The sequence below is a fragment of the Confluentibacter flavum genome (genome assembly GCF_002843175.1).
Taxonomy (GTDB): Bacteria; Bacteroidota; Bacteroidia; order Flavobacteriales; family Flavobacteriaceae; genus Confluentibacter; species Confluentibacter flavum.
Genome location: NZ_PJEO01000016.1, coordinates 79,315 through 94,020, shown reverse-complemented (window position 1 = coordinate 94,020; position 14,706 = coordinate 79,315). Strand labels below are relative to the sequence as shown.

Annotated in this window: 13 protein-coding genes and 1 tRNA gene; 8 read left to right on the top strand and 6 right to left on the bottom strand. The window is 33.2% G+C overall.

Annotation, left to right across the window (positions count from 1 at the left end; translation table 11 throughout):
* Positions 1-53: 53 nt before the first annotated feature.
* The 3 genes from mscL to CSW08_RS05535 all read left to right on the top strand — a co-directional run bounded on the left by mscL (position 54) and on the right by CSW08_RS05535 (position 3,953).
* On the top strand, positions 54-461 hold the full coding sequence (gene mscL / locus CSW08_RS05545) for a large-conductance mechanosensitive channel protein MscL (protein ID WP_394337026.1): 408 nt from the start codon (positions 54-56) through the stop codon (positions 459-461).
* Positions 462-717: 256 nt separating this feature from the next.
* The gene (locus CSW08_RS05540; RefSeq protein WP_106659018.1) at positions 718-1,707 is read left to right on the top strand and encodes an aspartate-semialdehyde dehydrogenase; all 990 of its coding nucleotides are present in this window, start codon (positions 718-720) and stop codon (positions 1,705-1,707) included.
* An 86-nt stretch (positions 1,708-1,793) separates the two neighbouring features.
* Positions 1,794-3,953 (top strand): prolyl oligopeptidase family serine peptidase, encoded by a 2,160-nt coding sequence (locus CSW08_RS05535; protein ID WP_106658913.1) that lies wholly within the window; start codon positions 1,794-1,796, stop codon positions 3,951-3,953.
* Positions 3,954-4,073: 120 nt separating this feature from the next.
* Here CSW08_RS05535 and CSW08_RS05530 read toward each other — a convergent pair whose 3' ends face one another.
* Positions 4,074-4,664, bottom strand: a complete 591-nt coding sequence (locus CSW08_RS05530) for a PepSY-associated TM helix domain-containing protein (protein ID WP_106658912.1) — start codon at positions 4,662-4,664, stop codon at positions 4,074-4,076.
* Position 4,665: 1 nt separating this feature from the next.
* On the bottom strand, positions 4,666-6,186 hold the full coding sequence (locus tag CSW08_RS05525; protein ID WP_106658911.1) for a DUF2271 domain-containing protein: 1,521 nt from the start codon (positions 6,184-6,186) through the stop codon (positions 4,666-4,668).
* Between the two features lie 466 nt (positions 6,187-6,652).
* On the opposite strand from CSW08_RS05525, the gene CSW08_RS05520 reads away from it, so the two are divergent.
* Complete coding sequence (locus tag CSW08_RS05520) at positions 6,653-8,725, top strand: HAD family hydrolase (RefSeq protein ID WP_106658910.1); 2,073 nt, start codon at positions 6,653-6,655, stop codon at positions 8,723-8,725.
* A 267-nt stretch (positions 8,726-8,992) separates the two neighbouring features.
* On the opposite strand, the gene CSW08_RS05515 is transcribed toward CSW08_RS05520, so the two are convergent.
* From CSW08_RS05515 to rseP, 3 genes are all read right to left on the bottom strand, one after another.
* A tRNA-Asn gene (locus CSW08_RS05515) sits at positions 8,993-9,066 on the bottom strand.
* A 150-nt stretch (positions 9,067-9,216) separates the two neighbouring features.
* The gene (locus CSW08_RS18355; protein ID WP_238987203.1) at positions 9,217-9,354 is read right to left on the bottom strand and encodes a GIY-YIG nuclease family protein; all 138 of its coding nucleotides are present in this window, start codon (positions 9,352-9,354) and stop codon (positions 9,217-9,219) included.
* A gap of 153 nt (positions 9,355-9,507) precedes the next feature.
* Positions 9,508-10,848: an RIP metalloprotease RseP gene (gene rseP / locus CSW08_RS05505; protein WP_106658909.1), complete on the bottom strand. Its 1,341-nt coding sequence runs from the start codon at positions 10,846-10,848 to the stop codon at positions 9,508-9,510.
* Between the two features lie 168 nt (positions 10,849-11,016).
* Between rseP and CSW08_RS05500 the strand changes: the two genes are divergently transcribed.
* The 4 genes from CSW08_RS05500 (at position 11,017) to CSW08_RS05485 (ending at position 14,341) form a co-directional block, all read left to right on the top strand.
* The gene (locus CSW08_RS05500; RefSeq protein WP_106658908.1) at positions 11,017-11,685 is read left to right on the top strand and encodes an SCO family protein; all 669 of its coding nucleotides are present in this window, start codon (positions 11,017-11,019) and stop codon (positions 11,683-11,685) included.
* 150 nt (positions 11,686-11,835) lie between these two features.
* On the top strand, positions 11,836-12,069 hold the full coding sequence (locus CSW08_RS05495) for a FeoA family protein (RefSeq protein WP_106658907.1): 234 nt from the start codon (positions 11,836-11,838) through the stop codon (positions 12,067-12,069).
* Positions 12,066-14,165, top strand: coding sequence for a ferrous iron transport protein B (feoB, locus tag CSW08_RS05490; protein WP_106658906.1), 2,100 nt, complete (start codon positions 12,066-12,068; stop codon positions 14,163-14,165). The genes CSW08_RS05495 and feoB overlap by 4 nt, the downstream gene beginning before the upstream one ends.
* A 38-nt stretch (positions 14,166-14,203) precedes the next feature.
* Complete coding sequence (locus CSW08_RS05485) at positions 14,204-14,341, top strand: FeoB-associated Cys-rich membrane protein (RefSeq protein WP_106658905.1); 138 nt, start codon at positions 14,204-14,206, stop codon at positions 14,339-14,341.
* Here CSW08_RS05485 and CSW08_RS05480 read toward each other — a convergent pair.
* Positions 14,338-14,691, bottom strand: a complete 354-nt coding sequence (locus tag CSW08_RS05480) for an arsenate reductase family protein (protein WP_106659017.1) — start codon at positions 14,689-14,691, stop codon at positions 14,338-14,340. The genes CSW08_RS05485 and CSW08_RS05480 overlap by 4 nt on opposite strands.
* Positions 14,692-14,706 lie beyond the last annotated feature (15 nt).

Sequence of the window (14,706 nt, the reverse complement as noted above, 5' to 3'; positions counted from 1 at the left end):
TGCTGCTTTTTACATATTTTAGTAGTCAACTAACTATAAAACCGATTTTAATTATGGTAATGCTAAAGGAATTTAAGGAATTTGCAATGAAAGGCAACTTGGTAGATATTGCCGTTGCTTTTGTTATGGGAGCTGCTTTTAACAAAGTAGTAACCTCATTTACTGGAGGGATCGTTTCTCCACTTGTTGGATTAATTTTCAATTCAGACTTTAATGATTTAAAATATGTCCTTAAACCAGGGACTCTGGATGAAGCAGGAAATTTGACTGGAGAAATTGCGGTTCTTTATGGTAGTTTCATAACCAACTTAATAGATTTCATTATTGTGGCTTTTGTCATGTTTATGATTATAAAAGCGATTAACAAAATGAAAAAGAAAGAGGAGGCTGCCCCTACGCCACCAGCTGGGCCAACCCAAGAAGAATTATTGATTCAAATTAGAGATTTGTTAAAAAAATAACAAATTGTTAAATATATAACAACGTGTTATTTGTTGTTAAAAAGCCCTTGATTCATGAAAACAGGGGCTTTTTTTTGATTCTAAAATAGAATTAATAAGTAGTTTTGTCCTGTGAATTTTTATTAAAAAGTTACATCCTACAATTAGGAAATAAAAATATAAATAGATGAAACATTCATAAGAAAAAATCAGTCATTATCTAAAATGATTATTTTGAATGTTCATCTTACCATTAAAAAATAATAAATATAAAAAGATGAAAGTAGCTGTTGTTGGCGCCACTGGAATGGTGGGCGAAGTGATGTTAAAAGTATTGGAAGAACGCAATTTCCCTGTTACCGAATTATTATTGGTAGCATCAGAGCGCTCTGTTGGGAAAAAATTAATCTATAAAAATAAGGAGTATACTGTTATTGGATTGGCTGATGCTGTAGCTGCAAAACCGCAAATTGCTATTTTTTCTGCTGGTGGCGATACTTCTTTGGAATGGGCCCCTAAGTTTGCTGAAGCTGGTACTACTGTGGTTGATAATTCGTCTGCATGGCGCATGGATCCTACCAAAAAATTAATAGTTCCAGAAATTAACGCCAATGAATTAACAAAAGACGATAAGATTATTGCAAATCCTAATTGCTCAACAATTCAAATGGTTTTGGCATTATCCCAACTTCATAAAAGATATAAAATGAAACGTATTGTGGTTTCAACATACCAATCCGTTTCAGGAACAGGTGTTAAAGCCGTAAAACAATTAGAAAACGAGATTGCAGGTATAGAAGGAGACATGGCTTATCCATACCCAATTAGCAGAAACGTGTTACCGCATTGCGATGTATTTTTAGAAAACGGTTACACCAAAGAAGAAATGAAATTGGCTAGAGAGCCTCAAAAAATATTTAATGACAAAACATTTTCGGTAACGGCTACGGCTGTTCGTGTTCCTACGTCCGGTGGCCATTCAGAATCAGTAAACGTTCAATTTGAACACGATTTTGATTTAACGGATGTTAGACAAATAATCAGTGAAACGCCTGGTGTTGTTTTACAAGATAACACAGCAACCAATACGTATCCTATGCCTATGTTTGCGCATGATAAAGATGAGGTTTTTGTGGGACGTTTGCGTAGAGATGAATCGCAACCCAACACATTGAATATGTGGATTGTTGCCGATAATTTACGAAAAGGCGCCGCAACAAATGCCATTCAAATTGCCGAATATTTAATAGATAAAAAATTAGTGTAAACCTTTATTTATCTTAGTTAACTAAAGCTTCTATGTTGTTACATAGGAGCTTTTTTTTGTTTATTTTTGTTGTAAACCTACTTATAATGAAAAAGATACCCCTATCTATGTTTGCTCTTGTAATATTGTTAGCTTGTAATAAAGAAATATCAAACGAAAAAGTGATTGAAATAAACTACCCTCAAACTAAAACCGTAGACAGTATAGACACCTATTTTGATGTTAAAGTTAACGATCCTTACCGTTGGCTGGAAGATGACAGAAGTAAAGACACTGAAGCTTGGGTAAAAGCCCAAAATGAGGTTACCAATAGTTATCTAGATAATATTCCGTTTAGAAAAGAACTTAAAGGGCGTCTTTCAAATTTATGGAATTACGAAAAAATAGGTTCCCCTTTTAAAGAAGGAAACTATATGTATTTTTCTAAAAATAATGGCTTGCAAAATCAGTATGTTGTTTACAGAAAAAAAATTGGGAGTGAAGAAGAAGAGCTATTTTTAGATCCAAATACGTTCTCCATAGAAGGAACAACATCTTTAGATGCTTTGAGCTTTTCAAAAGATGGTAGTATTGTAGCATATTCCATTTCTGAAGGAGGTAGTGATTGGAGAAAAATTCTAATCATGGACGCCGAAACTAAAAAGATTACAGAAGACACCCTTATTGATGTAAAATTCACTCAACTATCTTGGTACAAAAATGAAGGCTTTTACTATTCTAGTTACGATAAACCCAAAGGAAGTGAACTTTCAGCAAAAACAGATCAGCATAAAGTGTATTACCATACATTAGGAACGCCCCAAAAAGAAGATACATTGATTTTTGGAGGGATAGCAGAAGAAAAGCATCGTTATATATATGCTCATGTCACTGAAGACAATAGGTATTTAATTATAACACCTAGAATTTCAACATCTGGTAATAAGCTTTTAATTAAAGATTTATCAGTTAAAAACAGCCCATTTATAACAGTTTTAAATCATACTGAAACCAATACATCCATTATTGAAAACAATGGCAGCACATTATATTTGGTAACAAACTTAAATGCACCTAACAAAAGAATTGTTACTGTTAATGCTTCAAACCCAACTCCAGAGCATTGGGTAGATGTTATTCCTGAAATAGACAAGGTATTAAACGTTTCAGTTGGGGGTGGCTATTTTTTTGCAGAATATATGGTAGATGCTATATCTAAAGTAAAGCAATACGATTATGATGGTAAATTAATAAGAGATATAGAATTACCAGGATTAGGAACAGTTTCTGGTTTTTCCGGAAAAAAGGAAGATACAACACTATACTTTTCATTCACTAATTACAAAACGCCAACCCGTATTTATTCGTTACATCCGCAAACAGGCAAAGCTAATTTGCATTGGTCACCAAAAATAGATTTTGACAGTAATGATTATGAAAGCAAGCAGGTTTTCTATAACTCAAAAGATGGGACAAAAATCCCGATGATGATTACTTATAAGAAAGGCTTGGAACTTAATGGAAAAAACCCGACGATCCTTTATGGTTATGGCGGTTTCAATATCAGTTTAACACCAACCTTTAGTATAACAAATGCTATTTGGATGGAACAAGGTGGCATATTAGCTGTTCCAAATTTACGTGGCGGTGGCGAATATGGCCGGTCATGGCATGATGCAGGAATACAATTGAAAAAACAAAATGTATTTGATGATTTTATTGCAGCGGCAGAATATTTAAAAAATAACAAATACACCTCTTCAAATTATTTGGCTTTAAGAGGTGGTTCAAATGGAGGTTTATTGGTTGGCGCCGTCATGACCCAGCGACATGATTTAGCCAAAGTAGCATTGCCAGCCGTTGGGGTTTTAGATATGTTACGTTATCATACATTTACCGCAGGAGCAGGTTGGGCATACGATTATGGTACAGCTGAACAAAGCAAAGAGATGTTCGATTATATAAAGGGCTATTCCCCTGTGCATAATGTGAAACTTGGCATAGCATATCCTGCCACTTTAATAACGACTGGTGAGCATGATGACCGTGTAGTACCAGCACATAGTTTTAAATTTGCAGCCGAATTACAAAGCAAGCAATCTGGGAATAATCCAACATTAATACGTATTGAAACCGATGCGGGTCATGGTGCAGGAACTCCTGTAAACAAAACGATTGAGGAATATGCCGATATTTTTGGATTTACACTGTTTAATATGGGCTTTAAAGCATTGCCTAGTAAAACAAATGAAAAAATTAAAGGATAATTAAAAAGTAAACTAGAATATCCTAAGGAATATTTAAACCGCAAAAACACTATAGCTTCACCAGATTTAGGGTTGATGTTGTGTTTTGGTTATGTTTTTGACTCTTATTTATAAGGGGTTTTATTGTCCCCAAAAATGGTAAATAACATAAATTATAACCAATCCAGTAAAAAGCAATACAATCCCTGCCAACCTTTTTTTCTTAATATATAATAATAGGATAAGACCCGATAGCGAAATTAGAGTCATTAAAATCGCAGATATATCAATGACCCACAGCCATGCTTTACCAGTATCCCTTCCTTTATGTAAATCATTAATAAAACCCATTAATCCTTGATTGGTTTCCATTAAAGAATAATTGGCATCAGACCGATTTATAAACACATCCGCAGCATAACCCGGTGCTTTAAAAGTAACACTTATTTCACTATCGTATATACTAAAATCGGCAACTGCACCTTTTACTTTATATGTGTTTCTGAAGTGTTCTACTATGTCTAATTTTTTAATTTTAAGTGTGTCCGTGGCATTTACCCAACTCGGCTCTAAGATGCCTTTGTGTTGTGTAATGGAAGTGTTTTTTTGGAAAAAATCGGCATGGTTCAACGTTAGCCCTGTAATTGAAAAAAACAATACAATTATAAAGCTAATCATTGAAAGGTAAATATGTAGCCATCTTGAATATTTGGCTATAAACTTCTTAGGCATTTTATTTCTTTTTAATTTCTAAAGAAGCAGAAGCTACTTCAGGGTTTTTAGCCAATTCAATTTTATTCGCTTTATTATTTATCTTAATATCTTGGGTTATTAATTGGTAGGTTCCGTGTTCCCTTACTACCTCAATATTCACCGTGTAGGTGCCTTCATTTACATACTCCCCATTATCGTTTTTACCATCCCATTTAATAGCATAGTTGCCAGCAGGCCTTGTGGCACTCGATATAGAATTAATGGTTTGCGATTCCACATTAAAAGTTGCATAATTAGCTCGGTACCACGCTTTCAAATCCCTCAACCATTTTGGTTTGTTATACCAAATCATTAAGTTTCTCACAGGGGCTTTGTCTTTATCTTCTATCCAAATAGCGACAAATGATCTTCTGTAAGGGCCATTAAATTGTGCCAATTCAAGATGGATGATTAACTCGTATGCTGGATCCCATTGGCCATCTTTTGTAATGGTAATATTAGTATTGCTTTGTTTTATTACTTCAACTGATTCCCAATTATCACTTTCAATGCGGTTGCCATCTTTGTTAATGATTAGATATGCCACATCTGGAAACTGTCTGGCCAGTTGTGTGCTTTCCTCAATGGTCATGATATTAAAAGCGGTGGCTAATGCACCGGCATCCGTGGCATTGTTGGCGATAACAGTAGCAGAGATAATGTTATCTGCCGGCAAACCAGTTTTTGGATTAATGATGTGTGAATACCATTCATCTTTAATGAGATGGCCTCTTTTGTAATTTCCACTGGTTGCAATAAATTTATTTTGAATTTTAACAATATCCAGAGCAGCATCGTTAATGGCACTAGCCTTTGGATTGGCAATTTCAATCGTTTCATATTGATTGCCAGAAACAAAAATATCGCCTCCTATATTCATAACCATACCTTCCACACCAGTGTTTGCCATTACTTTTTTTGTAGCATGATTTATAATATAACTTTTCACAAAGGTATTTAGTTTTAATGGCGCGTTTGTAAGATGTGTAATTGTACCATTTTTATAATCAATGTTCCAGTGCGTTTGATTGGCTGTATTTGAAGCCGTTTGCAAATCGTTTTTTGAGGGTAAAATTTGAGTGTTTTCGGCAGTTTTCCATACTTGGCTTACTACTTCAAAAGCAGGATTTATGGCGCCATTGGTATTGTTTTTCCATGTGTCAAATAAACCTAAAACCTCTATAAATTCTTTAGATGCTTTCACAGGAGTGTTTTGGGTACGCATCCAAATGCTGAATTCACTTTGTGCATCATAAGCACTTAATATTTTAGAAAGTCTATTTATTTCGTTTAAAGCAGTTTTTTCTGCAATGGCAGCCTGTTTGCTTGAAGTTGTTTTTATTTTCATTTCAAAAGAGGTTCCCAATATATTTTCAAAATGAGAAATAAAAACGGTGCTATTTTTTTCTTTATTTTTTATTGGAAGTTTCCAACTAGTTAATGTGATAATTGCAAAAAAGAACAATAAAAACAATGTCTTTTTTTTTAGAGTAGTATACATGTCGTTAATGATTATAATACTTAGATAAAGATTTAGCACAAAGGTTTAAATGGAATGCCATATATTATTATAATCTTTTTTAAGATTTTAGTAGGGTTGTAGGTAACTAAATAAGCTGTACATGTTTGTAAGGTCTTTCATGTTTTGCTCCCCCTCTTGAGCCTGAACCAAGCTTGAGAAATGGAGTCGCAACGCGTGCCATTCAAATTGCAGAATATTTAATAGATAAAATTTATGTAAACGTTAAATATCTAAGTTTAACGAGAACTTAATGTTCTATGGGAGTTTTTTGTTTACTTTTAATGAATAAAATTCATACATTCTTTAAAGGATTGTAATTTCGCTTTGAATGTTCGTGTAAGTAGTTATTATTGACAGAAAAAGTTTTTAGCAAAAGCAAAATGATTTGTTTTACGATTATTTGAAGTAAATGAAATTTTAAAAGACCAATCTAATATTTTGATTATTGTCATTATTTGAAAACATACTCTCGGAGGTTAAAGGTAAAAACATTGAAACACTTTTTATAGATTACTATGATACTATAGTTCACAGAAAAGTGCACCCAAACCAAACATTAAGGATTTGGGCCAAACTTATTATTAAAGAGCTGGGCCTAGACACAACGATCGAAAATCTCTATTTTACAAGGATTTCAAGTTCAGAATACCTTGCAAAAAAGCACGGTTTAGATGATGTTGAACTGCCTTATGAGGTTTTAAAAAATGAAATAGCACTACGACTTATTAATTCTAATGTATTGCCTCCCAATAAAAAGGAGCCCTTTTTACAGATTTTTGAACTTGCCGATTTAGAATCGGAACAAATGGTTCAATATCTTAATCCAAATACCATTGAATTCCTAAAAACGCTCAAAGCTCAGGTAATTAAGATTATTTTAATATCTGATTTTTATGGTCCAAAATCACTTTTTGAGAGTCTTCTAGAACACCATGGCATAAAGCACTTATTTGATGATGTTTACACGTCTTCTCAACTTGGGAAAAGTAAGCACCGTGGGAACATCTATTCGGATATTCTCAATCGTTTGGGATTAGAAGCCCATCAAGCTATGATGGTTGGGGACAACAAACGTAGCGATTTCTTAAAAGCCAAAGAAGCAGGCATGAATGCCTTTAGATTGCCTCATAAAAAATATTTGTTAAAGAATAAAATCAACAATTTAGGTAACGATAAAACAGATCTCAATAACGCCATAGAGTCCATTAGAAAGAAAACTAGGAAAAAACCATACATGCCATTTACGGAATACATTATTTTTTATCATGTTTTCATTATACGGTTGTTCGAAAACTGCACTAAAGAAGGTATTAAAGACCTCTTTTTTCTATCACGTGAAGGTCAATTTTTAAAGAAGTTATTCGATGCTTATCAAGAATCCGTTGTGCTTTCACCAGATAATGCTATTAAAACACACTATCTTAAAATTTCTAGGCAAGCATCTTTACAAATTTCATTTAAACCTTTAGAGGAAGAAAATTTTAATTATTTAAAAAAGAATTATAAAAATTTGTCCGTTAGTCGTTTTCTAGACACATTCAATTGTACTGAAAATTTTAAAATGGACCTAGCCCAAGATCTTCAATTAGATATTGATAAAACTATTCAAAATTTCTTTAATTCTCAATCCTTTGAGCTTTTGAAGGGTAATAGTAAATTCAAAACATTCTACGAAACCAATAGGGCTTCCAATAGGGAAGTATTCGATAAGTATGTTAATAGTTTGTTGGATGGTAAAACATATAATGAAATGGTTTTGGTAGACATTGGCTGGGGAGGTACCATGCAAGAATCCATTTATAAATTTTACAACAAAGAGAAAGCTATTTCTGGGTATTATTTAGGCTTAAAAGAAATTTATACAATTGAAGAGAAAACCAAACGTTCCGGATTATTATTTTCAATATTACCTTATGCCACATATTCAGATCATGTGCTCATGGCAAATACACAGCTATATGAACAATTTTCAGCAGCCAATCATGGATGCGTTTTGGGATATAGTAAAGAAGCGGAAGACTTCACAATAGAAGTTCATAAAACAGAAGAAAAGTGGCTTTACGATAATTATATTAAATTACACCAAGAGCAAATGTTTGGAATACATCAAGAACTTTTAAAAACGATGGCTCCAATTTGTTATTCAGACCAAATGTTAAATGACGTCCTTTGTAATTTTGCTTTAAAAACAGGCCTCTTAGAAAACCGAAGAAAACTGGTTTTTTTACAAACATTAAGTTCTGGCTTTTATCAAAACATAGGAGAAAATAAGGTGGGCATCTCTTATCAGCCAATAAAAATGGGTAGCCCAATAAAATATACTTTTGGTGCTTTATTAAGACCAGAGCGCTTTTTTAGGTACTTAGTAAAAATAAAGCCCACCCTATATAGTAGGAACAAGGTTTTAGCCTATTTATTCCCTTCATACGGAATATATTTGTATTTCAAGTTCAATAAATGGGTTAGGTTCAAAATCTTAAAATCACATTTTCTATTAAAATTCAATTATTTTCAATAACGCCAACTTTAAAACAGTAGTCGTTTTTCAATATGCTTAGAATAAACCAAATGTCCTTTAACTATGATAAGCATACTCTTTTAGACGATTTGTTGAGGAAAATAAATACCCGCTCAGATTGGAGCGCACCGAAAAGTGTGCCTTTTTTATAGAAAAAACGTGTCAAGTTGCGTTTTAGAAGAAAATGCAAGAGTGCAGATAACGCAGTAACAATAAGCTTTAAACCAAAAAAGACCTTACATTTCTGTAAAGTCTTTTCTTGTTTTGCTCCCCCTCTTGGGCTCGAACCAAGGACCCTTTGATTAACAGTCAAATGCTCTAACCAACTGAGCTAAGGAGGAGTGTTAACTATATTTATTTTTAAGCTTCTCATTCATTTCAAAATATTTTTTAAGATTCTGAATGTATGTTTTGCTTTTCATTTTTTTAATATGGGTTTCTATTTTTCTAGCTTGTTCTCTATCTATACATTCGATTAAATGATATAAAGTCTAATCAGAAGCTTTTTTGGTAAAAGCTGAATCATAAAAACCAGAATTATGTTGGGTTATCCTATCTTCTATGTCCACAGTTTCTCCAACATAAAATTGGTTTAGTGTTTTAGAAAAAAGTATGTAAACATAATTCATACTTGTTTTATTATTTTAAAGAACGTTATCTCGCTTTTGCTCTAACCTCCCGATAGCTATCGGGATGAGCTAAGGAGGAGTGTCGCTTTTCGCTTTTGCGAGCGCAAATATATATATATTTTTATACTTTGCAATACAAAAATTAAAAAAATATTAATTAAAAATAGCTTTGAAAATATCGTTACCATTGGCAAAAAGGACCAAAGCTATAAGTATAAAGAAACCAACCATTTGTGCATATTCCATAAACTTGTCTCCTGGTTTTCTGCCTGATATCATTTCATATAATAAAAACATAACGTGTCCGCCATCTAAAGCCGGAATTGGCAATAGATTTAAAACAGCAAGCATGATAGATAAAAAGGCTGTAATAGACCAAAATGCCTGCCAACTCCAAGTATCTGGAAAAATATCAAAAATGGCTTTAAAACCACCAACTCCTTTATAAGCACCTGTACTCGGGCTAAAAATTAATTTTAATTGTCCGAAATAAGAGCTTATCTGACCAGTAAATTTATCATATCCAACACCAAAACTTTCAGCAAACGAATATTCTTTTTTTACAATATCAAAATAGCCTAATTCACTAAAACGTCTTGGACTGTTAGCCGGAAAAATACCTAACTTACCATTTTCATCTACATATAATTCTCTGGATAGCGTTTCATTATCGCGTAAAACCGTGGCAGTAACGGTTTGTCCTTTGAGAGTAGCCAAAACAGCAGAAAATTGATCAAAATATTTTACTTCATTACCATTAATAGCGGTTATAACGTCCCTTTGTTTTAAATCTACACTTTTGTTTTTTGAACTGTCAGTGACTTGGCCTACCATAAAAGGGACCCTAAGTTCAAATAGACTGCGGTCTTTACTTGTGGAAAGTTGGCCCAAAAAGTCTTGTGGCAAATCAATGGTTTTTTCTACACCATCTCGCTCTATTGTTATCGATTTAGCAGCTAAAAAATTAGATTTTATATCAGATTCATTAACTACTTTAGCGTCTCCAACCGCCACAACTTTGTCACCCGTTTTAAATCCTAAATCAATAAGTAATGGGTTTTCAACCCAATAACCATCCTTAATACTTGCAGCAGATATATCTTCATCTCCATAGGCAAATGCCATAAAAATGTAAATAATGAGTGCTAGAACGAAATTAACAGTGACACCACCCAACATAATAATTAAACGTTGCCATGTAGGTTTAGAACGAAATTCCCAAGGTTGTGGCGGTTGCGCCATTTGTTCGGTGTCCATGCTTTCGTCTATCATTCCAGATATTTTCACATAACCACCTAATGGTAACCAGCCTATACCATATACCGTTTCTCCTATTTTCTTTTTAAACAATGAAAACTTAACATCAAAGAATAAATAGAATTTTTCTACCCTCGTTTTAAATAATTTCGCAGGGATAAAATGCCCTAACTCATGAAGGACAATCAGCAAAGAAAGACTTAGTAAAAACTGTGATATTTTAATAACAAACTCCATATATCTGCAATCGATTTTTTATAACCGCACAAAAGTAATCTTTTAAACCAACTTTAAAAAGCTAATTATAAATAGTGAGGTGTTTTAACAAGAAATTAAGCCATTATGCGGTAGTACATCTTTCAATTTCATTGTATTTTTGCATTAATTTAATTTTTATCTGTCTTAATGCTGTTATTTTTCAAAGAGTATAAAATTTTTGCTATTGTTTTTGGGGTTATTTCTATCATAATTGTGACCATAATTTATAAGACGCTTAATGTTTATAAGCCTTTACCTGTATATCAACCTGAGATGGTTAATGCAGAGTTGGTTGACAGCACCATTCAAAGCCAAAGAAAATATCATAAAATAGGAGATTTTAAACTTATTAATCAAAACGGAAAAACAATTACCCAAGATGATTATAAAGATAAAATTTATGTGGCGGATTTCTTTTTTACCACTTGTCAAACTATTTGCCCTATTATGACGAGTCATATGGCTGATGTTCAAAAAGAAATAATGACTGATGATGAAGTCATGCTACTGTCGTACACCGTTACCCCAGAAATTGATACTGTGGAACAGTTAAAACGATATGCTAATGATAAAGGCGTTAATGATGCGAAGTGGAATTTAGTGACTGGCGATAAAAAACAGATTTATGAGCTGGCAAGAAAAAGCTATTTAGCTGTAAAAAGCAATGGAGATGGAGGGCCTTTTGATATGATCCACACTGAAAATTTTATGCTAATCGATAAAAAGAAACAAATAAGAGGCTTTTATGATGGCACAAAAGCTGAAGATATTGAACGCTTGCTTGATGATATTGAAATTCTCAAAGAAGAAAAGTAAGGTTTGTTGTTTAGTGGAATGTTGTTTATTCTTCAAGTTGTAAATTTTCTCATAAAGCGTTTTTTAGTCTTAGAAACTTTGCAACTCTGAAACTTTGTAACTATAAACTTTTACATTACTTTTGCTTCTTTAAAATCAATCTAAATAAGCTTGCAAATTACAATAGCACATCTTAAACGTGGCGAACGCGGTATTATTACTGATGTTTCTTCAGTTCACATACCTTTAAAGTTACTTGAAATGGGTTGCTTACCTGGTAATTATGTTGAACTTGTTCAGTTGGCACCGTTTAAAGATCCCATGTATTTAAATATTAATGGAACTCATTTGGCCATCAGAAAGGAAACGGCTTCTCATATCCTAATTGATAAAATTGAACTATGAGTAAGCAAATAAATGTGGCCTTAATTGGTAACCCAAATACTGGAAAAACATCTGTTTTTAACTCATTAACAGGACTTAATCAAAAAGTTGGTAATTATCCTGGTATTACGGTTGAAAAAAAGCAAGGTGTTTGTAAATTACCTCGCGGGGTTAAGGCTCATATTATAGATTTACCGGGAACTTATAGTTTAAATGCGTCTTCACTTGATGAAAACGTAGTTATAGAACTACTGCTTAATAAAAACGATAAGGATTTTCCTGATGTTGCTGTTGTGATTAGTGATGTCGAAAATTTAAAACGAAACCTATTACTTTTCACTCAAATTAAAGATTTAGAGATACCAACCATTCTAGTCATTAACATGGCAGATAGAATGCGATATAAAGGTATTTCTTTGGATATTGACCATTTAGAAGAGCGTCTTAACACCAAAGTAGCTTTAATAAGCACTAGGAAAAATGAAGGGATAGACCATTTAAAAAATTTAATAACCAATTATAAAGACATCTCTGTAACGCCTTGTTTAGATACGTCTGAAATTGACAAAGACTACTTTGATAATCTACGAAAAGCATTCCCTAATCAGCTTGTTTATAAGCTTTGGTTGGTTATTACACAAGATGTTAACTTCGGAAAAGTAGACAGAAATGAAATTGATGCCATAGCTAATTTTAAAACCAAAAGTAAAGCCGATTTAAAACGATTACAGCAAAAGGAAACTATTAAAAGATATCAGTTTATAAATAGTGTTCTTAAAAATGGACAAACTATAGATCTCTCTCAAGCTAAGGATTTACGAACAAAATTGGATAGGGTTTTAACCCATAAAGTTTGGGGCTATTTCATTTTCTTTATCATTTTACTTACCATTTTTCAAGCTATTTACGATTGGTCCAGTGTACCAATGGATTTTATTGATAGCATTTTTGCATCCTTAAGTGAATGGGTAAAGAACGCGTTGCCATCAGGCGTTTTTACTGACTTATTAGCTGAAGGTATTATACCTGGGCTTGGAGGTATTGTTATTTTTATTCCGCAGATCGCGTTTTTGTTTTTATTTATTTCTGTTCTGGAGGAAAGTGGCTACATGAGTCGCGTGGTATTTTTAATGGATAGAGTTATGAGGCGATTTGGTTTAAGTGGGAAAAGTGTGGTACCCCTTATATCTGGTACAGCTTGCGCAATTCCAGCTATTATGGCTACCAGAAATATTGAAAATTGGAAAGAACGCTTAATTACCATTTTGGTAACACCTTTTACAACATGTTCGGCAAGACTCCCCGTGTATTTAATTATTATTTCTTTAGTTATTCCAGAAGGTCGTTTTTTGGGTTTAGGATACCAAGCACTTACGCTCATGTTGTTGTACTTGATAGGATTTGGTACAGCTATAATTTCCGCTTACATCTTAAACAAAATATTGAAAATTAAAGGCAAAACATTTTTTGTTATCGAGATGCCTAATTATAAGTTGCCCTTATTTAAAAATGTAGTGTTAACGGTTGTTGAAAAAACAAAATCGTTTGTTTTTGGAGCAGGAAAAATAATTTTAGCTATTTCTATTTTACTTTGGGTTTTGGCATCGTATGGCCCCGGGCCAGAATTTAATGATGCAGAGGCGATCGTGAAAAAAGAATTTGCAGCCCAAAATTTAAGTGAAGATGATTTGCAACGTAAAGTAGCTTCTCAAAAACTAGAATATTCGTTTATTGGTATAACAGGTCGTGCTATAGAACCAGCGATAAGACCTTTGGGTTACGATTGGAAAATTGGTATTGCCATAGTGAGTAGTTTTGCTGCTCGCGAAGTATTTGTGGGCACACTGGCAACCATTTATAGCGTAGGGAGCAATGAAGAAGAGACTATTAAAAATAGAATGGCAGGCGAGGTAAACCCCATTCTTGGTGGACCCTTATTTACGTTTGCATCTGGAGTTTCGCTGTTGCTTTTTTATGCATTTGCCATGCAGTGCATGAGTACTTTGGCTATTGTTAAACGTGAAACAAACAGTTGGAAATGGCCTGCATTACAATTGATAATTATGAGCACTTTTGCTTATATAGTAGCATTGGTAGCGTTTCAATTTTTAAAATAGTTTAAGGAATTAAAATGATTTCCGACTAATAATGACTTATGAACACTATAATACAAAACATATTAGTTGTTATTGCAATTGTTTTCGCTTTGGCCTTTATCATTAGAAAGTTTTTTTGGAAACCTGCTAAATCAAAAAAATCTTGTGGAGGCGATGACGGTTGTGGGTGCCACTAATTGTTTATGTGGTTTTTGGCTGCATCTATAACCTGTTTTGAATTTCCTATAAAAATAGCATCATCACTTATGATGACCGGTCTACTTAAAAACGTATAATGTTCCAAAATATAATGTTTGTAATCGCGTTCGGTTAACTCCTGATTTTTCAAATCCATTTCTTTATAAAGTTTTGAACGTTTACTAAAAAGAGCTTCATAGCTACCCGCTGTTTTTTTCATGTCTTCAAGTTGTTTCACTGTAATCTCTTCAGTTTTAATATCCTGTAAAATATAGTCTGAAGTAAGGTTTAACCCCTTTAAAATCCGAATGCATGTACTGCAATTTTTTAGGTAATATACCTTTTTCATATTATTTATATTATC